Source organism: Streptomyces sp. CS113, from assembly GCF_002188365.1.
In the GTDB taxonomy this organism is placed as follows: domain Bacteria; phylum Actinomycetota; class Actinomycetes; order Streptomycetales; family Streptomycetaceae; genus Streptomyces; species Streptomyces tendae.
In genome coordinates this window covers 2,267,272-2,289,691 of the sequence record NZ_KZ195574.1, presented here as the reverse complement: position 1 = coordinate 2,289,691, position 22,420 = coordinate 2,267,272, and the positions used below count along the sequence as shown (strand labels likewise).

The following is a 22,420-nucleotide window of genomic DNA, read 5'->3' as shown; positions in this document are numbered from 1 at the left end:
CCGATCCCCTGACGTCGCACTTTCCGTAACGTCGAAGGCGTCGGCGGGACCGCCGCCGGCATCACCTTCTTCCGCTCACGGAGGCATGATGTCCGGGCTCCTCGACGCATTGGCCGTCGCGGCCGTGGCCGGCCTGGTGATCGCCCGGCAGCTGCGCGCCAGCCGGATCGACACCGACCGGCGCTGGTGGGTGCTCCCCGTGGTGCTGGGCGTCGTCGCGCTCCGTGAACCGGGTCTGATCGACGCCCACCACCAGACGGCCGCCGTGCTGCTGCTCACCGCCGAGCTGATTGTCGGCCTGGTGACCGGTGCCGGCTGGGCCTGGACCACCCGGATATGGGCCGAGGCCGACGGCGCCGTGTGGAGCAGGGGCACCCGGGCGAGCGCCGCGGTGTGGGCTGTGGGCATCGCGCTGCGCGCCGGTCTCTACGGGGTCGGTGCGGTCCTGGGGGTGCGGCAGGACAGCTCCGCCCTGCTGCTCGCCCTCGCGGCGACCCTGCTGGTCCGGTCCGGCGTCCTGGCCTGGCGCGTTCAGACCCGGCGACCGGCCGGGGCGCCCGGCGCCGCGTACCGTGACGCGGTGGCCCGGCCCGCCCGGAAGGAGCCCGCGTGACGGAGAACGTGTGGACGAGGTGGCCGTCCAGGGAGGCGCTCCTGCCCGAGAGCGTCTCCCGGCCCCGCAGGCTCATGTCCTGGGCGGTGCGGCTGACGGTGTTCGGGATGCTGCTGTGGGGCGCGTTCACCAGCAGTCGGCTGCACGGGTGGGGCTCGGCGGCGGCGGCCGTCGGCCTGGTGGCCGCCGTGTGGGTGGCGTGGGCCTTCTTCCGGACCACGCTCGCGCACCGGTTGTGGCCGTCGCTGGCGCTTGTCGCCGTGCTGCTCGCGATCGCGGTCGCGGCCCGGTCCGTCGGCTTCGAGGTCCCCGCACTGATCGTCTGGTGCGGTTGCGCCGTCGTGGCCCTGGAGCGGCTGCCCCTCGCGTTCGCGCTGCCCGTGACCTCGGTGGCGCTGGTCTCCTATGCCGTGGTGAGCGACGACGCATGGCTGACCACGGTGGCGACGGCGGGTGGACTGGCACTCGCCGGATACGTCCTGCGACTCGACGCCGAGGCCCGGGGGAGCGCACAGCGACTGCTGGCCCAGGAGCGGGCCGCCCTGGCGGCCGAGGCGGAGTCCGCGGCGCTCGCGGAGCGGGCCCGTATCGCCCGGGAGATCCACGACGTCCTGGCGCACAGCCTCTCGGCGCAGATGGTGCACCTGGAGGCGGCCAGGTTGCTGATCGAGCGGGACGCGGACCGGCAGCAGATCCTGGACCGGGTGGTGGCGGCGCGGGGCATGGCCCGCGACGGCCTCGCCGAGACCCGGCAGGCGCTGTCCGCGCTGCGGGGCGACCTGACGCCGCTGGAGGACTTCCTGGCCCAGCTCGTCGAGACGGCGGAGAGCGCGGCGGAGGTCACCATTACGGGGGAACGCAGAGCGCTGCCGGCCGAGGCGTCACAGGCCGTGCGCAGAGTGGCCCAGGAGGCGCTGACGAACGCCCGCAGGCACGCTCCCGGAGCCGGCGTGCGGGTGCGGCTGGACTACGGCGCCCACGAAGCGACGCTGGACGTGCGGGACTCCGGAGGCCCGCCGGGCGAAGTCACCGGCAGCGGAGGTGGGTACGGTCTGCTGGGTATGCGGGAGCGTGCCGAGTTGCTGGGCGGCTCGCTGTGGGCAGGTCCGGGCGAGGAGGGGTTCGTGGTGACGTTGAAGGTGCCGGTATGACGCAGGAGCCCGGAGGGACGCCCGCCCGGGTGGTGGTCGCGGACGATCAGACCGTGGTGCGGGAGGGGATCGTGATGCTGCTCGGTCTCCTGCCCGGCGTCGAGGTCGTGGGCGCGGCCGGTGACGGCGAGGAGGCGGTCCGGCTCGTCGCCGAACTCGCACCGGACGTGGTCCTGATGGACCTGCGCATGCCCAGGTGCGACGGGGTGGAGGCCACCCGCCGGATCCGGTCCGAACACCCCGGGACCCAGGTCGTCGTGCTCACCACGTACGCGGACGACGCGTCGGTGTTCCCCGCGCTGCGGGCGGGGGCACGCGGCTACCTCACCAAGGACGCGGGCGGGGACGAGATCGTTCGGGCGGTGCACGGCGTCCTGTCCGGGGACGCGGGGCTGGCGCCGAGCATCCAGCGGCGGCTCCTGGAGCGTCTGTCCGAGTCCGAGTCCGGGTCCGCGTCCCAGCCGCGGCACGCGGGACCGCCCGAGCCGCCGGACGGGCTCACCGCCCGGGAGACCGAGGTGCTGGTCCTCATCGCCGAAGGGCTCAACAACACGCAGATCGCGAGCCGGCTACAGGTCTCCACGGCGACGGTGAAGACCCACATCAACAACCTGTTCGCCAAGACGGGGGTCAAAGACCGTGCGCAGGCGGTGCGTTACGCCTATGGGAAGGGGCTGGTGCGGCCACCGGGGGGATGAGTCACCTGATGGGGTGAAGTGCCTGGGGAAGAAGAGTCGGGGATCTTCCCGTTCTGTCCATCCTTGGGCATGCAGTCAAGCAACGATCGGTTCCGCGGTGGCGGGAGCGGTCCCGAAAGCGCGGCCGCCCGCCATGCGGAGCCGGGCAGGGCGTACGTCGAGACGGTTCCGGGCGCGCCGTACGACGGCCCGCGGTACGACGACCCGTGGTACGACGCCCTGGCCTCCGGCTGGGGCGAGTCGGCCGCCCCCGGAGCCGCCGAGCCGGCGGTGCCGCCGATGCGTCGGGACGTCCCGGGGGAGCCGCCCCGGGCCGCGGCCGATGTGTACCTGGAGGTCCAGCGCAGTGCTGCCTTCCAGGAGGTGCGCAGCCGCTACCGGAGGTTCGTGGTGCCGGCCGTCGCCGCCTTCTTCCTCTGGTACGTCGCCTACGTCGTCACCGCCACGACGGCGCCCGCCCTGATGGCCCGGCCGGTGGCCGGCGCGGTGAACGTGGCGATGGTCGCCGGGCTCGGGCAGTTCCTCACCACGTTCCTGCTGACCTGGGCCTACGCCCGCCACGCCCGGCTGCGCAGGGACCGGGCCGCGCTCGAACTGCGCTGGGACACCCAGGAGCTGACGCGCGGGGTACGGGGCGGCGCGTCATGACGGGCGATCACCAGACCCTGGCCCTGCTGCTGTTCAGCACCTTCGTCGCCGTCACGCTCGGGATCACCACCTGGGTGGGCCGCCACCGGCAGGGATCCGCGGAGGAGTTCTACGCCGGCGGCCGACTCTTCTCACCGATGGAGAATGGTTTTGCCATCTCCGGCGACTACATGTCGGCCGCCTCCTTCCTCGGCATCTCGGGGCTCATCGCGCTCTACGGCTACGACGGCATGCTCTACTCGGTGGGCTTCCTGGTGGCCTGGCTCGTCGTCCTGTTCCTCGTCGCGGAACTGGTCCGCAACTGCGGTCGGTTCACCCTCGCCGACGTCGTGGCCGCCCGGATGAGGGAGCGCCCGGTGCGCATCGCGGCCGGGACCTCCTCGGTCACCGTGTCCGTCCTGTACCTGGTGGCGCAGATGGTGGGCGCGGGCAGCCTGGTCGCGCTGCTGCTGGGCGGGACCGGCGAGGCGGCGCGGACGTGGACCGTCATCGGTGTCGGCGCCCTGATGGTGATCTACGTGTCGCTCGGCGGGATGCGGGCCACCACCTGGATCCAGATCGTGAAGGCGGTCCTGCTGCTCGGTGGCACCGTGGCGCTGACCACGCTCGTCCTGGTGCGCTTCCACGGCGACGTCGACCGGCTGCTGCGCACGGCGGCCGAGCGCAGCGGCCACGGCGAGGCGTTCCTCGCGCCCGGCCTGGCGTACGGCGGGGACTGGGTCTCCCGCTTCGACTTCATCAGCCTGGGGCTCGCCCTGGTGCTGGGCACGGCCGGGCTGCCGCACATCCTGTCCCGCTTCTACACCGTGCCCACCGCCCGGGCGGCGAGGCGGTCCGTGGTCTGGTCGATCGGTCTCATCGGCGGGTTCTACCTGATGACGATCGTGCTCGGGTTCGGTGCCGCCGCCCTGGTCGGGCCGGACGCCGTACGCGCCTCCAACGCCGCCGGGAACACGGCGGTGCCGCTGCTCGCCCTCGACCTGGGCGGCGGCGCGCAGTCCACCGGCGGGACGGTTCTGTTCGCGGTCGTCGCCGCCGTCGCGTTCGCCACCATCCTCGCGGTGGTCGCCGGCATCACCCTGGCGTCCTCGGCGTCCGTGGCCCACGACCTGTACGCGTCCTTGCGGCGCCGCCACTCCAAGCCGCGCAGCGAGGTCGCCGTGGCGCGGGTCGCCGCCGTCGGCATCGGCGCCGTCGCGATCGGGCTCGGTCTGCTCGCCCGCGACCTCAACGTCGCCTTCCTGGTGGGCCTCGCCTTCGCCGTGGCCGCCTCCGCCAACCTGCCGGTGCTGCTCTACTCGCTGTTCTGGCGCGGCTTCACCACGCGCGGCGCGGTGTGGGCGGTCTACGGCGGTCTGGTGCCGTCCGTGGTGCTCGTGCTGTTGTCCCCGGTGGTCTCGGGCAGTCCGCAGTCGCTCTTCCCGGGCCTCGACTTCCAGTACTTCCCGTTGCAGAACCCGGGGCTCGTCTCGATCCCGCTGGGCTTCGCCGCCGGCTGGCTGGGCACGGCCACCTCGCCGGAGGTCCCGGACGAGGCCAGGCACGCCGAGACCGAGGTGCGGTCGCTGACCGGGGCGGGGGCCGTGTAGAGAGCGGCGCCCCGGGCCCCGACGCACCCCGGCGCACAGCAGGAGTCTCAGGCGCGGGTCGCCCACGCGTAACGGTGCTCGGGGCGGCCCGCCTCGCCGTACTTGAGCGTCAGGACGGCCCGCCCGGTGCGTTCCAGCAGCTTCAGGTAGCGCTGCGCGGTCTGGCGGCTCACACCGGTCCGCTCCGCGATCTCCTGGGCGGAGAGCGGCCCGTCGGCCGTCAGCAGGCACTGGCGCACCGACTCCGCGGTGGCGGGGGAATGGCCCTTGGGGAGCCCGGGATCGGAAGGCGCCGACAGGGCGCCGAAGATCCGGTCGACCTCGGCCTGTTCCGCCTCGCCGCCCCCGTCGAGGGTGCGGCGCAGAGCGGCGTACGCCTCCAGTTTGGCGCGCAGACCGGCGAAGGCGAACGGTTTCACCAGGTACTGAAGTGCCCCCTGGCGCATCGCCGCCTGCACGGTCGACACGTCCCGGGCGGCCGTCACCATGATCACGTCGGTCTGCACACCGCGTCGCCGCATCTCCCGGACGACCTCGAGACCGGTCCGGTCGGGCAGGTAGTGGTCCAGCAGGATCAGGTCCAGCCGGGGCAGCCTCTCCACCGCGGCCAGTGCCTCCACCGCGCTGTGCGCCTCGGCGGCGACGTGGAAGCCGGGGACCTTCTCGACGTACGCGGCGTTGACGCGCGCGACCCGCGTGTCGTCGTCCACGACCAGGACCTCGATCATCGGGACTCCTCCTCGGCGGCGGTGGTCACAGGGGCGGTGAGGGCGGGTTCCGGGGCTGCTTCGGTCAGTGCCTCCGGGAGGACGACGACGAACTCCGCGCCGCCGCCGTACGCCTCCCCGACGGTCGCGCTGCCGCCCTGCCGTTCGGCGAGGCGGCGCACCAGCGGCAGTCCGAGGCCGCGCTCGCGGTGGGCCGGCGGTTCCTTGGTGGACCAGCCCTCGGTGAACACCAGCTCCCGGTGGTCCGCCGGGACCCCTGGCCCCGTGTCGCGCACCGTGAGCGTGGCGGCGCGCCCCCGGGCACGCAGTTCGACCTCCACGCGCGCGTGGGCCGTCCCCGCGGCGGCGTCGAGGGCGTTGTCGACCAGGTTGCCGACGACCGTGACGAGTCCCCGGGGATCGACCAGGCGGTCCGGCAGCCGCGTGCGGTCCGAGACCCACAGGGCGACCCCCCGTTCGGCCGCGACGGTGGCCTTGCCGACCAGCAGCGCGGCGAGCAGGGGGTCCTGGATCCGCTCGGTGATCTGTTCCGCGGTGACCCGGTGGTCCCCGACCACCTCGCCGACGAACTCCACGGCGTCGTCGTACATCTCCAGTTCGAGCAGCCCCAGCAGGGTGTGCATGCGGTTGGCGTGCTCGTGGTCCTGCGCGCGCAGCGCGTCGATCAGTCCGCGTGTGGAGTCCAGTTCCCGGCCGAGCTGCTCCAGTTCGGTGCGGTCGCGCAGCGTGGCGACGGCACCGCCGTCGCCGGTGGGCATCCGGTTGGCGACCAGGACCCGCCGGCCGCGCACGGTCAGCAGGTCGGTGCCGGTCACCCGGCCGGCCAGCACGTCGGCCGTGCGCCCCGCCCCGAGGGCGTCGTCGGGGGAACGGCCGACGGCTTCGCCGCCGATGTCCAGCAGGCGCTGCGCCTCGTCGTTGAGCAGGCGTACCCGGCCGCCGCGGTCGAGCGCGACGACGCCCTCCCGGATGCCGTGCAGCATGGCCTCGCGCTCCGCCAGCAGCCCCGCGATGTCCGAGAAGGCCAGGTCGCGGGTCTGCCGCTGCACCCGGCGCGAGATGATCCAGGACGCCAGGGCGCCGACGGCCAGCGCGCCCCCGGCGTACGCGAACAGACCGGGGATGGCGTGGATCAGCCGCGCCCGGACGCTGTCGTACGCGATGCCGACCGAGACCGCCCCGACGATCTCGCCGTCGCCGTCGCGCAGCGGCACCTTCCCGCGGGCGGAACGGCCCAGGGTGCCGTCGTCGATCTCCATGACCTCGCGGCCGGACAGCGCCTGGCCGGGGTCGGTCGAGACGACCTCGCCGATGCGCTCCGGGTCCGTGTGCGACCAGCGCACGCCCTGCCGGTCCATCACGACCACGTACTCGGCCTTGGTGGCCTCCCGCACCCGCTCCGCCTCCCGCTGCACCGGCCCGTTCGCCGTCGGCCGGGTGGTCCTCAGGTCCCGTACGACCTGTGGCTGCTGCGCGGTGGTCTGGGCGATCGCCAGTGCCCGGCGCATCGCCTGGTCGTCCAGCTGGTCGCCGAGCGGCGCCAGGAACAGCCCGGTCGCGAGCACGGCGACGCCCGCGGCGATCGCCAGCTGCATCAGCAGCACCTGGGAGAACACCCGCCGCGGCAGGCCCAGGCGCAGTCGGCGTACGGGGGGAGTGGAGCTCATGGCCACGACGGTACGTGGGGCCGGTGGGATGCCGTAGTGGGGTGTGGCGCGTATCTCCCGTGAGGGCGTGCCTCGCCCGTGGAGGCGTGCCTCTCCCGTGGGGTCAGCTCGCCAGTGCCGCCGTCAGCGGCAGGGCGCGCACCGCGGTGACCTCCATCCGTGCAGGCGAGCCCAGCACCGACGCCCCGCAGCTCTCGGGGCGCGGTGGCACCGACGCCCCCTGTACGACGGTGACCCGCCAGTGCCGGCCGTCGCGGTGGGCCAGGGTCACCTCCCAGCGCGGTGCGGCGCCGTCCGTCCGTACGACGGTCAGGGCCTCGGCCGTGTCCTCGCCGACGGCCGACCGCAGGGCCAGCTCGGCCGCCTGGCCGGGGCGCTCCCACGCGGAGTTCCCGCGGCAGCCCCCGACCACGATCCGGCCCTCTCCCGCGCTGTGCAGGATCTCCTTGACGGCGTGGGCCTGCACCCGGCCGTAGACGTATCCGTGGGGCAGCACGAGGACGGTCGGTGAGAAGCGGTGACCGCCCAGATGGGTGACCTCCCAGACGCCGCCGGTTCCGGAGGCGGCGAGTTCGGCCGCGAGGGGCCTGCCCAGCAGGGCGCAGCACCGGTCGCGCTTGCCGTTGGTGCAGACGAGGGCGAGCGGATCGCCCGCGTGCGGGCGGCCGCCCAGCACCGAGTCGAAGGTGTGGTGGTCGCCCCGGCCGAGTGCCGCGAAATCGAGGCCGAGCAGCCGGCTGGGGTCCTCGATCGTGGTGCCGTGCAGCCACACGTTTCCCGGCACGGTGTGGGCCGCGTACACGGTGCGTCGGGCAGGCGCGCCCTGGTCCGCGTGGCGGCCTGGGCGGCGCACGAGCGCGATGCGTACGCCGGTCCCCTTCACCGCCGTGTCGAGGGCGCGCCCCAGCGCGGTGTCCAGGTGGCTCGAAGTGAGCGCCTTGGCGCCCCACGGGCCGGGCTGTTCGAGCAGCAACCAGGTCCTCGCGACGGGTGCGGTGCCCGAAACGGGCTCGTCGAGGTCCCAGGAGACGGTTGAGCACGTACTCACAGAGGTGAGCCTAACCTGACTTGGCCCGCGGCGGCGTCCCGTCGCGCCCGGGCACTAGCCCGGCAGGGGGCGCGGCGGCTTCGGTCCCGAGTACAGCCCGCTCGGCCGCATCCGCAGCGGGCGCTCCCCGTACTCCTCCAGGGCATGCGCGATCCAGCCCGCCGTCCGGGCCACGGCGAAGATCGTCTCGGCCGCGGCGGGGGCCATGCCGGAGGACACGGTGAGCACGGCGAGCGCCAGGTCGACGTTGGCGTGCAGCGGGGTGTGGCGGGCGGCGGTGGCCTGGACGTCCCGGGCCGCCGCCAGCGCGGGCGCCGCCCGGGGGATGTCCTCCAGGAGCGCGAACAGGGCACGCGCGCGCGGGTCCTCGCCGGGGTAGAGCCGGTGGCCGAGCCCCGGGACGCGCCGGCCGGCCCGCAGCTCCTCCGCGACCACCGGCGCCGCGCTGCCCAGCTCGAGGACCTCCAGCAGCATCCGGTGCGCGAGTCCGCCGGCGGCGCCGTGCAGCGGTCCCTCGATGACCCCGAGCCCGGCGGACACGGCGGCATAGGCGTGCGCGCGGGCCGACGCGGCGACGCGCACGGCGAGCGTGGAAGCCGCCAGGTCGTGGTCGGCGAGGAGGCTGAGCGCCGTGTCGAGGGCGCGCAGGCCGGGTTCGTCGGCGTCCCGCCCGCTGAGCCGGGTCCACAGCCGGTGGGCGATCGGGTCCCGGTCGTCTCCGTCGCGCAGGACCGGGGGCAGCGCGGCGACGAGGGTGGGGACGAGGGTGCGCGCCGTGCCCAGCACCGCGTCCTCGGCCAGGTCGAAGCGGAGCGGGTCCGCGACCGCCGCGGCGATCGCGGCGACGCGGAGCCGGTCGGCGGGGCCCGCGTGCTCGGGCAGGGCGTCGACGGCGCGGCGGGCGACGGACACGGAGGCTTCGGGGGCCCGGAAGACGGTGCCGGGACGCAGTTGCCCGGTCCAGAGCCACTCGGCCACCTCCTCGTAGGAGTGTCGAGCGGCGAGTTCGACCGCGTCGACGCCCCGGTAGTACAGGCGGTCGGTCTCGATGAGCGTGAGGTGGGTGCGCACGGTCAGCTCCTGACCCGCGGCCGCCGCCCCGGTCGTGCCGCCTTCGCGGCGGTTGCGCCGGGCGAGGGCACGCACCTCGTCGGCGTCGAAGGTGCTGCCCCGGGAGCCGGGCGTGCGCCGGCTGTCGAGCTGGCCGCGGCTGACGTACGCGTACACGGTCTCGGGCTTCACCCCGAGCAGTTCGGCGGCCTCCCTGGTGGTCAGGCGCCGTTCGCGGTCTGCGGGGTGGTCGGGCTCGTGATCGCGCATGTGGTCACCGTATCGATCGGAGCCGGTCCGTGTTGAGTCGTCGTATCCGAATGCATTGATTCAATCAATATTGACAGATCCATAGTCAAGTATGGACAGTTGAGTCAAGTTCGAGGAGGTAATCATGTCCGTCAACAGAACCGCAGCCGCCGCAACGCCCGTCGAGGTGCCGCGCGGGCTCGCGGGTGTCGTGGTGGCCGAGACCGAGGTCGGCGACGTGCGAGGGCTTGAGGGCTTCTACCACTACCGCCAGTACTCGGCCGTCGAACTCGCACAGAGCCGCGGCTTCGAGGACGTCTGGCATCTCCTGGTCCACGGGGAACTCCCCGACGCGCGGCGGGGCGCGGCCTTCGCCGCCGAGACCGCCGCGCTGCGGCGACTGCCCGACGCGGTGCGCGCCGCCCTGCCCGCCATCGCCGAGGCGGGGGGACGCTCGGGGCCGCTCTCCGGGATGCGCACGGGCCTGTCCCTGCTGGGCGCGGCCATGGGCTTCCGGCCGGTGTACGACCTCTCGGACGGCCGGCGCCGGCAGGACACCCTGGTGGCCGCCGCGGCCGTGCCGACGCTGCTGACCGCACTGCACCGGCTGGGACGGGGACTGGAGCCGGTGGAGCCGCGCGAGGACCTGTCGTACGCCGCGAACTACCTCTACATGCTGACCGGTGACGAGCCGGACGAGGCGCGCACCCGGGCGATCGAGCAGTACCTGATCTCCACCGTCGACCACGGGTTCAACGCGTCCACCTTCACCGCGCGGGTCATCGCGTCGACGGGTGCGGACGTCGCGGCCTGCCTGGCCGGTGCGGTGTCGGCGTTGTCCGGCCCGCTGCACGGCGGCGCGCCCAGCAGGGCGCTGGACACCCTGGACGCGATCGGCACCCCCGACCGCATCGACGCCTGGATCCGGGAGCGGGTGCTCGCCGGCGACCGCATCATGGGTTTCGGCCACGCGGTCTACCGCACGGAGGACCCGCGTTCACGGATGCTGCGCGAGGTGGCGCGGCGGTTCGGCGGTCCGCGGGTGGAGTTCGCCGTCGAGGTGGAGCGGCAGGTGGAGGCGATCCTCGCGGAGCTGAAGCCGGGGCGTGAGCTGCACACCAACGTCGAGTTCTACGCGGGCGTGGTCATGGAACTGTGCGGTCTGCCCCGCGAGATGTTCACGCCCACGTTCGCGGCGGCGCGGGTGGTGGGCTGGAGCGCGAACATCCTGGAACAGGCGCGCGACTCGAAGATCATCCGTCCGGTGGCACGGTATGTGGGGCCCGGGGCGCCGGTGGGCGTCCCTGCCGTGGCCTGAGGAACACGAGCGGCCTGGTGCCGTTCGGGCGCCAGGCCTGGTCGGGGAGCGTCGAGCAAGGACGGGGTGCCGGGTTGCTCGCCGGTGGTGGGTCCGTGCGCCGCCGTCGGTGGATACGGCCGGAGACACGGTGGACGTCAGGCGTCCGGGATGTCCGCCTTGGCCCGGATGAGGGTCTCCCGGCTGACGACCACGATGCGCTCGTAGTCCGCACGGGAGGCATCGGCGGGCAGTTCGCGCTCCAGCGCCTCGGTGGCCTCGGTGCCGATGACGGCGAAGTTGCCGTCACTCAGTTCGAACAGGTCGGGGCAGTTGGCTCCTGAGGCACTGCCACGGGCGCTCGGCGGCACACCGATACGGCGCACGATCTTCAAGGTAGTACCGGTCCTTACATGCTGTCTGGGATTTCAGAGGCAGCACACTAGTGGGTGCTGTGCAGCCGGTCGGCCGCACGGGCGAGACTACTCAAATGTCCAGCTCCAACAGTGTCGACGCGACGTCAGAGCCCCGCGGTTGGCGCCCTGTTGGCCTCCGTCGTGCCGATGCGCAAGTGGCCCCTGCGTGCCGTGCCCGGCCTGCGGGGACGCCTGGACGGTGGTCCGCCCTCCGGCCGGCGTACGGGCCCTCTCGCGTACGACTGGAGCGGGCCCCTGACGGGCGAGCGCGTCGAATATCGCGTTGACAGCTTCGGAAGGCACCCTGCTAGCCTTCAAACAGTCGTTCTGATTCGTTCTGATTCGTTCTGGGCTCTGTGCCCTGGAAAAGGGTGTTTGATGTCCCGGCCCGCGCCGAGTGCGCCTCGCCGTACCGCGTAACCGTCCGCAACATTGCGCCGCCTGTTCTCCCGGGTGGCTGCCGGGCGCGTTCTCCGGTGCTCTGACCTGCCCGTCCGCCGTTGTGCGGCGTCATCGGGCTGCCTTCTGACGAGGCCACTCGGCCTGCTCTTGCTGTCTTGACCCACTTCCAGCAAGGAGCACCCGGTGTCCAGCCACACCGCCGACAACAGCACTCCCGACCTCAGCACCTTCGCCTGCGCGTGGTGCGGTCGGACCGTGTCCGCGTACGCCGCCGATGGCGCGCCGCGCAACCACTGCCCGTCCTGCCTGCACTCCCGGCACGTCCTCGACCACGTCGAGGGCGGCCCGGGCGACTGCGAGGGCCGGATGACCGCGATCGCCATCGCCGTGCTCCGCACCGGTGACTGGATGGTGATTCACCGCTGCGTGCGCTGCGACGAACTCACCTCCAACCCGGTCCGCACGGACGACAACCAGCTCGTCCTGATGCGCATGGCCGTCCGCCCGCTGGCCCAACCACCCTTTCCGCTCGATGCGTTCGGAATCTCCTGACCGCCCGCACAGGAAAGGAACGACCGTCATGTCACGCAACAACAACCGCGGACGACGCCGTCCGCAGCGGCGCAAGAACGTGCCGCACACCCCCGGCGGCCGCCGGACCGACGACTTCCGGTGCGTCTCCTGTCGTCTGGACGTCTCTCGGGACGCACCCGGCACCGCCCACCGCAATCACTGCCCGAACTGCCTGGCCAGTCTGCACGTCGACCGGAAGATCCCGGGAGACCGCGCCGCGGACTGCCGGGGCCGGATGGAGGCACTGGGCATGTCCGTCCGTACCGACGGCGAGTGGATGATCATTCACCAGTGCGCCTCCTGCGGCGAGCTCAGCGCCAACCGCATCGCGGGCGACGACAACCCGCTCGTGCTGATCCGCCTGGCCCTCAGACCCCTGGCCGACCCCAAGGCCGCCGGCCGCGCCCTGCTCACCCTGTGACCCGGGCCCGGCGGCCCGGGGCGGCCCGCGCTCGCAGCCGCGCCCCACCTCGCGGCCTCACTCCGAACCATGTGACGCCCGGCGCGCCGGTGCCACGCCTGCGAGGCGCAAGGTACCGGCGAGAGCCGGCCGATCCGGTGTGCGCCAGGCAGCCTGCCGGCCAAGATCTCCAAGCACTGGGCCCGCGACGCGACCCGAGCCGGAACGATCAGTAGGAGGCCGGTGGTGTGCCGACGACCCACCACTCGTCCGTGTCGGCTTCGTCCAGGTCATGGATGAGGCCGTCGACCAAGTGACCGATCCGCGCTTCGTCGGACGACTGCTTGAGCGTGGCGCGCTGACCCCTCGACGCTTCCCAGTACTCCCTCATCAATGGGTTCTGGAAGAGTTCGCGGGCGTGCCCGTGCAACTCCTCCTGGTCCAGCAGCCCCGCGCGGTACAGGTGGTACAAGTTGATGTACCAGGCATTGGCGTAGAAGTACTGGCGCCGCCGCTCCGCCGGGATGTCGGGTGCGTACGTGTCGATGACCGAGGCCAGCGACGGGTCGTCGATGGCCCTGGCCAGCAGTTCCCAATGCATGCGTTGCTGGTGTGCCAACGCGCTGCGGCGTGAGACGGTCTCCTCGAGTTCGAGCCGCCGCATCCGCAGCCGTTCCGTCTCCAGCGCGCGCCGGCGCACTGCCAGTGTCAGCCCCGCCGTGGCGAACAGCATGCCGGCCGCGGCGGAGCCGAACCTCCCCGTGATGTCCTTGCGTGTGACCATGTCAACCCCCGAATCAGGCGACCGCCCGCCGGTCGTCGAGTGCGGGTCGGCTGACGGGGACCGGCGAGCGATGGGCGGCGCTTGCCGCCTCCAGAGTGCCGAGCGGCGCTGATCGACGGGGAGGCGGAGAGGAGGCGCACGGAGGGAAGCGAGGGTCGCACGGTCCGGCGCCTTGGAAAACGTCTGCCCCGCGCACGCTGCTAACAATCGTTCACTTCGTGCCGACCGCGGCGGACCGTATCCTGAGCAGGCGATTCCGTAGGCGTGGGTGAGAGAGAGGTCGCACGGTGGGGCAGCGCCCGACTCCGCAGCAGATCCCGGTCGTCGTACTCGCCGGGTTCCTCGGCTCCGGGAAGACCACCCTGCTCAACCACCTCCTGCACCGCAGCGGAGGCAGCCGTATCGGCGCCGTCGTCAACGACTTCGGGTCGATCGAGATCGACGCGATGGCCGTAGCGGGCGCCCTCGGCGACTCCACCGTGTCCCTCGGCAACGGATGCCTGTGCTGTGCCGTGGACGCGAGTGAGCTCGACGGGTACCTGGAGCGGCTGGCCCGCCCCGAGGCCGGCATCGACGTGATCGTCATTGAGGCCAGCGGCCTGGCCGAACCGCAGGAACTGGTGCGCATGCTGCTCGCCAGCGAGCAACCCCGGGTCGTCTACGGCGGGCTCGTCGAGGTCGTCGACGCCGCCGAGTTCGACGACACCCGCGCCAAGCACCCCGAGATCGACCGGCACCTGGCCCTCGCCGACCTGGTCGTGGTCAACAAGACCGACCGGGCCCGGGACGCCGAGCGTGTCCTCGCCCTCGTGCACACGCTCGCCGACGGCGCCGCCGTCGTGCCCGCGACCTACGGCCGTATCGACCCCGAGTTCCTCTACGACTGCCGGCCCAGCGAGGAACGGGTGGGGCAGCTGTCCTTCGACGACCTGCACGACCACGCAGAGCGCGGCGAGGGCGCCGAGGGCGGCGCACACGCCGGGCACCCGCACGCCGCCTACGACACCCTGTCGTTCGACTCCGGCCTCCCGCTCGACCCGCGCCGGCTCATGCGCTTCCTCGACAGCCGCCCCGAGGGCCTCTACCGCATCAAGGGGTACGTCGACTTCGGCCCCTACGACACGCTGAACCGGTACGCCGTCCACGCCGTCGGACGCTTCCTGCGCTTCTACCCGGAGCCCTGGACGTCCGCCGACGAGACCGCCAGTCACGAGACCGCCGACCACGACACCGCCGACCACGAGACCGCCGGCACCCGCCGCACCCAGCTCGTCCTCATCGGCACCGGCATCGACACGGCGGCCCTCGGCGCGGAACTCGACGCGTGCCGCCGGGACACCGACGCCCCGCCCGCCGACGAGCACGGCATGTGGGGCGTCCTGCGCTACGTGCCCGACGGCGAGGAGCCGCCGGACACCCTCTAGACCTCCCTACGCCGGACCCGCCACCACCGACACCGTCTTCGGCAGCGACACGCCCGAGCCGTCGCGACGCGGGTCGACCTCCGGGAGCTGGGCCGGCGTGCCGTTCTTCTGCGCGGCGAGGGCCGGGGTCGGGCCCGCCCAGGCGAAGGCCAGGCAGTCCTCGCCCTTCAGGAACCGCTGGCAGCGCACCCCGCCCGTGGCGCGGCCCTTGCGCGGATACTGGTCGAACGGCGTCAGCTTGGCCGTGGTCTGCACGGAGTCGTCCAGCGTGCCGCGCGATCCGGCCACCGTGAAGACCACCGCGTCCGCCGCCGGGTCCACCGCCGTGAAGGAGATGACCTTCGCGCCGTCGGCCAGCTTGACGCCCGCCACACCGCCCGCCGGACGGCCCTGCGGGCGGACCTGCGAGGCCTGGTAGCGCAGCAGCTGGGCGTCGTCCGTGATGAAGACCAGGTCCTCGTCCCCGGTGCGCAACTCGACCCCGCCGACGATGCGGTCACCGTCCTTGAGGGTGATGACCTCCAACTCGTCCTTGTTGGAGGGGTAGTCGGGCACCACCCGCTTGACGACGCCCTGTTCCGTGCCCAGCGCCAGGCCCGGCGAGGACTCGTCCAGCGTGGTCAGGCAGACGACGTCCTCGTCGTCCTCCAGGGACACGAACTCGGCCAGCGGCGCGCCGCCCGCGAGGTTCGGCGTCGGCATGGCCTCCGGGAGCTGGGGCAGGTCCACCACGTTCACCCGGAGCAGCCGCCCGCCCGACGTCACCACGCCCACCTCGCCGCGCGCCGTGGCCGGCACCGCCGAGACGATCAGATCGTGTTTGACGCGCTTGGCCCCGGCCTCCGTGACGAGGGGCTCGTCGTTCGCGGTGCGGGCCAGCAGGCCCGTCGACGACAGCAGCACCCGGCACGGGTCGTCCGCCACCTGGAGCGGCACGGCGGCGACCGGAGCGCCGCTCGACTCCAGCAGCGTCGTACGCCGGTCGGTGCCGAACTTCTTCGCCACCGCCGCCAGTTCGGCCGAGACCAGCTTGCGCAGCTCCGCGTCCGAGTCGAGGATCCGGGTCAGCTCCTCGATCTCGGCGTTCAGCCGGTCCTTCTCGGACTCCAGCTCGATGCGGTCGTACTTGGTGAGCCGGCGCAGCGGCGTGTCCAGGATGTACTGCGTCTGGACGTCGCTCAGCGAGAAGCGCTCCATCAGGCGCTGCTTGGCCTGCGCCGAGTTCTCGCTGGAGCGGATGAGGCGGATGACCTCGTCGATGTCGACCAGGGCGGTGAGCAGGCCCTCCACCAGGTGCAGCCGGTCGCGCCGCTTGCTCCGGCGGAACTCGCTGCGGCGCCTGACGACGGTGAAGCGGTGGTCGAGATAGACCTCCAGCAGCTCCTTGAGGCCCAGGGTGAGGGGCTGGCCGTCGACCAGGGCGACGTTGTTGATGCCGAAGGACTCCTCCATGGCCGTCAGCTTGTAGAGCTGCTCCAGGACCGCCTCCGGCACGAAACCGTTCTTGATCTCGATGACCAGGCGCAGTCCGTGGGCGCGGTCGGTGAGGTCCTTGACGTCCGCGATGCCCTGGATCTTCTTCGCGCCGACCAGGTCCTTGATCTTCGAGATGACCTTCTCCGGGCCGACCGCGAAGGGCAGCTCGGTGACGACGAGGCCCTTGCGGCGGGCCGTCACCGTCTCCACGGACACCGTCGCGCGGATCTTGAAGGTGCCGCGGCCCGTCTCGTACGCGTCCCGGATGCCGGGCAGGCCGACGATCCGGCCGCCGGTGGGCAGGTCGGGGCCCGGCACGTGCTTCATCAGCGCGTCCAGGTCGGCGTTCGGGTACCGGATCAGGTGCCGGGCCGCCGCGATCACCTCGCGCAGGTTGTGCGGCGGCATGTTCGTGGCCATGCCGACCGCGATGCCCGAGGCGCCGTTGACCAGCAGGTTAGGGAAGGCGGCGGGCAGCGCCACCGGCTCCTGCTCCTGGCCGTCGTAGTTGGGGGCGAAGTCGACGGTGTCCTCGTCGATGGACTCCGTCATCAGTCCGGCGGCCTCGGCCATCCGGCACTCCGTGTACCGCATCGCGGCCGGCGGGTCGTCGTTGCCCAGCGAGCCGAAGTTGCCGTGACCGTCCACCAGGGGCACGCGCATCGAGAACGGCTGGGCCATGCGGACCAGCGCGTCGTAGATCGACGCGTCGCCGTGCGGGTGCAGCTTGCCCATGACCTCGCCGACGACACGGGCGCACTTCACATAGCCGCGCTCGGGCCGCAGGCCCATCTCGTTCATCTGGTAGACGATGCGGCGGTGCACCGGCTTGAGGCCGTCGCGGGCGTCCGGCAACGCACGGGAGTAGATGACCGAGTACGCGTACTCGAGGAAGGAGCCCTGCATCTCGTCGACGACGTCGATGTCGAGGATCTTCTCCTCGTACGAGTCGTCGGGCGGCGGGGTCTTCGTACTACGGCGGGCCATCGCTGCCGGCTCCTTGCTGAAGCGTGAACGGTGATCTGACGCCGTCCATTGTGGACTGCGGCACTGACAGCGACCGACCAGGACCCGTCACGGGCTGCCCGGCCCGGCGCTGCCCGCAGGGTACGCCCTCGTCCCGCACCCGCGTCCCCGGCGGCCCGCCAACCGGCGTTCCGGCCCTCCGCCAACCGCGTTCCCGCCTCCCGTCGACCGCGTCCCCGCCCTCGGTCAACCGCGTTCTCGCTCTCGGCGTACCGGGTCCGGGAACTCCACCGGTGGCCCGCACGCTTGCATACAGTGGCAGGACCGGCGGGATTCCGCAGTTCCGCCCAGTGATTCCACCCGGTGGTCCACCCAGTGGTCCCACCGAGAATTTCGCGATCGAAGGGACGTACATGCCCATGGGTCACACGGCCACAGCCCAGGCAGGCTCCGGCGGCCTGACAGCGACCGAGCACCGCCTGGCCAACGGCCTGCGCGTGGTGCTCTCCGAGGACCACCTGACCCCGGTCGCGGCGGTGTGCCTCTGGTACGACGTCGGCTCGCGCCACGAGGTCAAGGGGCGCACCGGCCTGGCTCACCTTTTCGAGCACCTCATGTTCCAGGGCTCCGCCCAGGTCAAGGGCAACGGTCACTTCGAGCTGGTGCAGGGCGCCGGCGGCTCGCTCAACGGCACCACCAGCTTCGAGCGGACCAACTACTTCGAGACCATGCCCGCCCACCAGCTGGAGCTCGCCCTCTGGCTGGAGGCCGACCGCATGGGCTCCCTGCTGGCCGCCCTGGACGAGGAGTCGATGGAAAACCAGCGCGACGTCGTCAAGAACGAACGCCGCCAGCGCTACGACAACGTCCCCTACGGCACGGCGTTCGAGAAGCTGACCGCCCTCGCCTACCCGGAGGGCCACCCCTACCACCACACGCCGATCGGTTCGATGGCGGACCTGGACGCGGCGACCCTGGAGGACGCGCGCGCGTTCTTCCGCACCTACTACGCGCCGAACAACGCGGTGCTGTCGGTCGTCGGCGACATCGACCCGGAGCAGACCCTGGCCTGGGTCGAGAAGTACTTCGGCTCCATCGCCTCGCACGACGGCAAGCAGCCTCCCCGGGACGGTTCGCTGCCCGACGTGATGGGCGGGCAGCTGCGCGAGATCGTCGAGGAGGAGGTCCCGGCCCGCGCCCTGATGGCCGCCTACCGCCTGCCGGAGGACGGCACGCGCGCGTGCGACGCGGCCGACCTGGCCCTGACCGTCCTGGGCGGCGGCGAGTCGTCCCGCCTGTACAACCGCCTCGTACGCCGCGACCGCACGGCCGTCGCCGCCGGGTTCGGCCTGCTGCGGCTGGCCGGGGCGCCCTCCCTGGGGTGGCTGGACGTGAAGACGTCCGGCGACGTCGAGGTGCCGGTCATCGAGACGGCCATCGACGAGGAGCTGGCCCGCTTCGCCGAGGAGGGCCCCACGGCAGAGGAGATGGAGCGCGCCCAGGCCCAGCTCGAGCGCGAGTGGCTGGACCGCCTGGGCACGGTCGCGGGCCGCGCGGACGAACTGTGCCGGTACGCCGTCCTGTTCGGCGACCCGCAGCTCGCCCTCACCGCCGTGCAGCGGGTGCTCGAAGTGACCGCGGCGGAGGTCCAGGAGGTCGCCAAGGCCCGCCTGCGCCCCGACAACCGCGCGGTGCTCGTCTACGAGCCCACCGCCCCCGCCGACGAGAACGACGCCGACGAGACCACCGTCACCGACTCCGTGACCGACGCCACCGACGAGAACGAGGAGGCGGCCAAGTGACCGAGCTCGCCACCATGGAATTCCACGCCCGGCCGCAGGCCGGCGAGCCCAAGCCGTGGGCGTTCCCCGCCCCCGAGCGCGGCAGCCTCGGCAACGGCCTGACCGTGCTGCGCTGCCACCGCCCCGGCCAGCAGGTCGTCGCCGTCGAGGTGCTCCTCGACGCTCCCCTGGACGCCGAGCCGGCCGGCCTCGACGGCGTGGCCACGATCATGGCGCGCGCCTTCTCCGAGGGCACCGACAAGCACTCCGCCGAGGAGTTCGCCGCCGAGCTGGAGCGCTGCGGCGCCACCCTGGACGCGCACGCGGACCACCCCGGTGTCCGGCTGAGCCTGGAGGTGCCCGCCTCCCGCCTCGCCAAGGCCCTCGGCCTGCTCGCCGACGCCCTCAGGGCGCCCGCGTTCGCGGACGGCGAGGTGGAACGGCTGGTGCGCAACCGGCTCGACGAGATCCCGCACGAGCTGGCCAACCCCTCCCGGCGCGCCGCCAAGGAACTCTCCAAGGAGCTGTTCCCGGCCGACGCGCGCATGTCGCGCCCCCGCCAGGGCACCGAGGAGACGGTCGCGACCATCGACTCGGCGGCCGTACGCGCCTTCTACGAGCGCCATGTCCGCCCCGCCACGGCCACCGCGGTGGTCGTCGGCGACCTCACCGGCGTCGACCTGGACGCGCTGCTCGGCGACACCCTGGGTGCCTGGACCGGCTCGGCCGCCGAGCCGCGCCCCGTCCCCGCGGTGACCGCCGACGACCGCGGCCGGGTCGTCATCGTGGACCGTCCCGGCGCCGTCCAGACGCAGTTGCTGATCGGCCGCACCGGCGCCGACCGGCACGACCGCGTGTGGCCCGCGCAGGTGCTCGGCACGTACTGCCTCGGCGGCACCCTCACCTCGCGCCTGGACCGCGTCCTGCGCGAGGAGAAGGGCTACACCTACGGCGTCCGGGCGTTCGGCCAGGTCCTGCGTTCCGCCCCGGACGGCACGGGCGCCGCGATGCTCGCCATCAGCGGGTCCGTCGACACCCCCAACACCGGTCCCGCCCTTGAGGACCTGTGGACGGTGCTGCGCAAGCTCGCCGCGGAGGGGCTCACCGACGCCGAGCGCGACGTGGCCGTGCAGAACCTGGTGGGCGTGGCGCCGCTGAAGTACGAGACGGCGGCGGCCGTGGCGAGCACGCTGGCCGACCAGGTCGAGCAGCACCTGTCCGACGACTTCCAGGCCACGCTCTACCGCCAACTGGCCGCCACGGGCACCGTGGAGGCCACCGCGGCGGTCGTGAACGCCTTCCCGGTGGACCGCCTCGTGACGGTCCTCGTCGGCGACGCGGAGAAGATCAAGGCGCCCGTCGAGGCCCTCGGCATCGGCGAAGTCACCGTGGTGACGGCCGAGTAGCGGCACCCGCGCGGGGCGGCCCTGGTGACCGGAGTGTCACCAGGGCCGCCGTTTGTCCGGATTGGGGGAGTGATCACCTGTCTGCCCTGTGGCGTGCGCTACAAAAAGCCTGTTGCGTTTGAGGATTGAACGCAGCCGCGTTTAGCGTCTTCCGGGCTGTTCGTCACGCAGTGCGCCGCACCCGCGGCACCGGACAGTCATCGCCGAGTCCCCGTACGGCGCGAGCCAGGGGAGCCGGGGACCCACGCAGTCCCTGGGGTGAATCGGACGCCCGCGCGCACCGCGAGGGGGTCCGTAGGAGACCTTCCACCTCCGAACCCGTCAGCTAACCCGGTAGGCGAGAGGGAAGGAAAGGACAAGCCTCTACATGGCGTTCACGCGCGCCACCGGGAAGCACCGCCGTACCGGCCGGGTGCACCGCACCACCGCCCGCGCGGCGGGAGTCGCGGCCCTCGCCACCACCGGCGTCGTCGGCACCCTCGCCGCTCCGGCGCTCGCCGCCGAGCCGGAGGTGGAGCAGAGCGGACTCACCCCGGTCGTCACCATCGGCGACTCCATAGCCGACGAGATCGACGCCCAGGCCGTCGCCCAGAAGCAGGCGGCCGCGGACGCCGCCGCCCGCCAGGCGGCCAGGGAAGCGGCCCGCGAGCGGGCGGCCGAGGCGGCCAAGGAGGCGCGCGAGGCCAAGGAGCGCGCCGCGCGGGAGGCGGAGCGCAAGCGCCTCAACACCTTCGTCGCGCCGATCACCGCCTCCTACGTCTCCACCGCGTACCAGGCGGGCAGCTCCCTGTGGTCCTCCGGCAGCCACACCGGCATCGACTTCCACGCCTCCAGCGGCACCACCGTGCACGCCGTGGGCGTCGGCACCGTCGTCGAGACCGGCTGGGGCGGGGCGTACGGCAACCAGGTCGTGATCAAGATGCACGACGGCACGTACACGCAGTACGGGCACCTGTCGTCCATCGGCGTCTCGGTCGGCCAGTCGGTCGAGCCCGGCCAGCAGATCGGCCTCTCCGGCGCTACCGGCAACGTCACCGGACCGCACCTGCACTTCGAGGCCCGTACGAGCCCCGAGTACGGCTCCGACATGGACCCCGTCGCCTACCTCCGCTCCCACGGCGTGAACGTCTGACGCAGGCGTTCGAAAGCCCCGGCTTCCCGAGCCGGGGCTTTTTCGCATTTAATGTCGCATGATTGGCCCGAGGTCGCTCGGCACGCGTCAATCATCGACGTTCCACGGGAATTGAGGCGGAGGTCGTTCATGCGTATTCCGGCGCATTCGGTGTGCACGGCGATCAGGGACGACATCGTCGCCGGCGTCCACGGCCGCGGGAGCCGGCTCACCGAGGAACTCCTCGCCCGCCGCTACGGCGTCTCCCGGGTCCCCGTCCGCGAGGCCCTGCGCACGCTGGAGGCCGAGGGCTTCGTGGTGACCCGGCGGCACGCGGGCGCGTGCGTGGCGGAGCCGACCGAGCGGGAGGCCGCCGACCTGCTGGAGACGCGTACGCTCCTGGAGCCGCTCGGTGCCTCCCGGGCCGCCGGACGGCGCACCGAGGCCCACCTCAAGGTGTTGCGCGGCCTGGTCAGGCTGGGGCAGGAGCGGGCGAGGCAGGGCAACGGCGCGGAACTGCGCTCCCTGGGCGGCTGGTTCCACGACACCCTCGCCCGGGCGGCGGACAGCCCCTCCCTGACGGCGCTGCTGACCCAGCTCCGCCACAAGATCGCCTGGATGTACGTGGTGGAGGCCCCGGTCGGCCCGGTGGAGTACTGGGCGGAGCACGGCGCGATCACCGACGCGGTGGCCCGGGGCGACGGCGCACGCGCGCGGGCGCTCATGACCCTGCACATCGAGCGGTCGGCATCGGCGCACCGGCTGCGCTTCGCCTCCGGCGGCGGGCGGGCGGAGCGTGTGAGGAATGCGCAACATTCCGTAAACACAGTGGGCCCGCAGCGGTAACGCGACTGCCGTATACAAAGGGCGGGAATTGCATGCGATGCTTTCTGCCGTCCGAAAACAGAATGCATGGGCGGGAGAGCCGGAGCGGAAATGGTGA

At 72.6% G+C, this 22,420-nt stretch carries 20 protein-coding genes and 1 riboswitch; of the genes, 13 read left to right on the top strand and 7 right to left on the bottom strand.

The annotated features are described in order from the left end of the window. Positions 1 to 88 precede the first annotated feature (88 nt). From B9W62_RS09850 to B9W62_RS09830, 5 genes are all read left to right on the top strand, one after another. Positions 89 to 613: a DUF1453 domain-containing protein gene (locus tag B9W62_RS09850; protein ID WP_087806821.1), complete on the top strand. Its 525-nt coding sequence runs from the start codon at positions 89 to 91 to the stop codon at positions 611 to 613. Beyond that, positions 610 to 1,764, top strand: a complete 1,155-nt coding sequence (locus B9W62_RS09845) for a sensor histidine kinase (RefSeq protein ID WP_087806820.1) — start codon at positions 610 to 612, stop codon at positions 1,762 to 1,764. Before B9W62_RS09850 ends, B9W62_RS09845 begins: the two co-directional genes overlap by 4 nt. After that, a complete protein-coding gene (locus B9W62_RS09840) occupies positions 1,761 to 2,462 on the top strand; it encodes a response regulator transcription factor (RefSeq protein ID WP_087806819.1) in 702 nt (233 codons plus the stop codon). The genes B9W62_RS09845 and B9W62_RS09840 overlap by 4 nt, the downstream gene beginning before the upstream one ends. 69 nt (positions 2,463 to 2,531) lie before the next feature. Further along, on the top strand, positions 2,532 to 3,110 hold the full coding sequence (locus B9W62_RS09835; protein ID WP_087806818.1) for a DUF485 domain-containing protein: 579 nt from the start codon (positions 2,532 to 2,534) through the stop codon (positions 3,108 to 3,110). Next, entirely contained in the window at positions 3,107 to 4,699 is a 1,593-nt protein-coding gene (locus tag B9W62_RS09830; protein ID WP_087806817.1) for a solute symporter family protein, read from the top strand. The genes B9W62_RS09835 and B9W62_RS09830 overlap by 4 nt, the downstream gene beginning before the upstream one ends. A gap of 47 nt (positions 4,700 to 4,746) precedes the next feature. Here the strand turns inward: B9W62_RS09830 and B9W62_RS09825 are convergent, their stop codons facing one another. The 4 genes from B9W62_RS09825 to B9W62_RS09810 all read right to left on the bottom strand — a co-directional run bounded on the left by B9W62_RS09825 (position 4,747) and on the right by B9W62_RS09810 (position 9,462). Beyond that, positions 4,747 to 5,427 (bottom strand): response regulator, encoded by a 681-nt coding sequence (locus B9W62_RS09825; RefSeq protein WP_087806816.1) that lies wholly within the window; start codon positions 5,425 to 5,427, stop codon positions 4,747 to 4,749. Next, positions 5,424 to 7,094 carry an ATP-binding protein gene (locus B9W62_RS09820; protein ID WP_179235414.1) on the bottom strand — a complete coding sequence of 557 codons (1,671 nt, stop codon included), beginning with the start codon at positions 7,092 to 7,094 and terminating at the stop codon, positions 5,424 to 5,426. Before B9W62_RS09820 ends, B9W62_RS09825 begins: the two co-directional genes overlap by 4 nt. A 103-nt stretch (positions 7,095 to 7,197) precedes the next feature. After that, a complete protein-coding gene (locus tag B9W62_RS09815) occupies positions 7,198 to 8,142 on the bottom strand; it encodes a sucrase ferredoxin (RefSeq protein ID WP_087806814.1) in 945 nt (314 codons plus the stop codon). Positions 8,143 to 8,196: 54 nt separating this feature from the next. Beyond that, positions 8,197 to 9,462, bottom strand: a complete 1,266-nt coding sequence (locus tag B9W62_RS09810) for a citrate synthase (protein WP_087806813.1) — start codon at positions 9,460 to 9,462, stop codon at positions 8,197 to 8,199. Positions 9,463 to 9,586: 124 nt separating this feature from the next. Here B9W62_RS09810 and B9W62_RS09805 point away from each other — a divergent pair, with 124 nt between their 5' ends. Then, positions 9,587 to 10,759 (top strand): citrate synthase/methylcitrate synthase, encoded by a 1,173-nt coding sequence (locus B9W62_RS09805; RefSeq protein ID WP_087806812.1) that lies wholly within the window; start codon positions 9,587 to 9,589, stop codon positions 10,757 to 10,759. A gap of 137 nt (positions 10,760 to 10,896) precedes the next feature. On the opposite strand, the gene B9W62_RS09800 is transcribed toward B9W62_RS09805, so the two are convergent. Next, positions 10,897 to 11,133, bottom strand: a complete 237-nt coding sequence (locus tag B9W62_RS09800) for a hypothetical protein (protein WP_087806811.1) — start codon at positions 11,131 to 11,133, stop codon at positions 10,897 to 10,899. A 606-nt stretch (positions 11,134 to 11,739) separates the two neighbouring features. Between B9W62_RS09800 and B9W62_RS09795 the strand changes: the two genes are divergently transcribed. Both B9W62_RS09795 and B9W62_RS09790 read left to right on the top strand, forming a co-directional pair. After that, a complete protein-coding gene (locus B9W62_RS09795; protein ID WP_087806810.1) occupies positions 11,740 to 12,108 on the top strand; it encodes an RNHCP domain-containing protein in 369 nt (122 codons plus the stop codon). A gap of 28 nt (positions 12,109 to 12,136) precedes the next feature. Next, positions 12,137 to 12,550, top strand: a complete 414-nt coding sequence (locus tag B9W62_RS09790; protein ID WP_087806809.1) for an RNHCP domain-containing protein — start codon at positions 12,137 to 12,139, stop codon at positions 12,548 to 12,550. A 208-nt stretch (positions 12,551 to 12,758) separates the two neighbouring features. Here B9W62_RS09790 and B9W62_RS09785 read toward each other — a convergent pair whose 3' ends face one another. Beyond that, positions 12,759 to 13,313 (bottom strand): DUF6082 family protein, encoded by a 555-nt coding sequence (locus tag B9W62_RS09785; protein ID WP_087806808.1) that lies wholly within the window; start codon positions 13,311 to 13,313, stop codon positions 12,759 to 12,761. Positions 13,314 to 13,600: 287 nt separating this feature from the next. Between B9W62_RS09785 and B9W62_RS09780 the strand changes: the two genes are divergently transcribed. Then, complete coding sequence (locus B9W62_RS09780) at positions 13,601 to 14,737, top strand: CobW family GTP-binding protein (protein ID WP_087806807.1); 1,137 nt, start codon at positions 13,601 to 13,603, stop codon at positions 14,735 to 14,737. 6 nt (positions 14,738 to 14,743) lie between these two features. Here the strand turns inward: B9W62_RS09780 and B9W62_RS09775 are convergent, their stop codons facing one another. Further along, the gene (locus B9W62_RS09775) at positions 14,744 to 17,200 is read right to left on the bottom strand and encodes a DNA gyrase/topoisomerase IV subunit A (protein WP_087806806.1); all 2,457 of its coding nucleotides are present in this window, start codon (positions 17,198 to 17,200) and stop codon (positions 14,744 to 14,746) included. 392 nt (positions 17,201 to 17,592) lie between these two features. On the opposite strand from B9W62_RS09775, the gene B9W62_RS09770 reads away from it, so the two are divergent. From B9W62_RS09770 to B9W62_RS09755, 4 genes are all read left to right on the top strand, one after another. Next, positions 17,593 to 18,981 (top strand): M16 family metallopeptidase, encoded by a 1,389-nt coding sequence (locus B9W62_RS09770; protein ID WP_087806805.1) that lies wholly within the window; start codon positions 17,593 to 17,595, stop codon positions 18,979 to 18,981. Next, a complete protein-coding gene (locus B9W62_RS09765) occupies positions 18,978 to 20,366 on the top strand; it encodes a M16 family metallopeptidase (RefSeq protein ID WP_087806804.1) in 1,389 nt (462 codons plus the stop codon). The genes B9W62_RS09770 and B9W62_RS09765 overlap by 4 nt, the downstream gene beginning before the upstream one ends. A gap of 191 nt (positions 20,367 to 20,557) precedes the next feature. Continuing rightward, a riboswitch (cyclic di-AMP (ydaO/yuaA leader) is annotated at positions 20,558 to 20,721 on the top strand. A 12-nt stretch (positions 20,722 to 20,733) separates the two neighbouring features. Then, positions 20,734 to 21,498, top strand: coding sequence for a M23 family metallopeptidase (locus tag B9W62_RS09760; RefSeq protein ID WP_087806803.1), 765 nt, complete (start codon positions 20,734 to 20,736; stop codon positions 21,496 to 21,498). 129 nt (positions 21,499 to 21,627) lie between these two features. Further along, positions 21,628 to 22,323: a GntR family transcriptional regulator gene (locus tag B9W62_RS09755; protein WP_087806802.1), complete on the top strand. Its 696-nt coding sequence runs from the start codon at positions 21,628 to 21,630 to the stop codon at positions 22,321 to 22,323. Positions 22,324 to 22,420 lie beyond the last annotated feature (97 nt).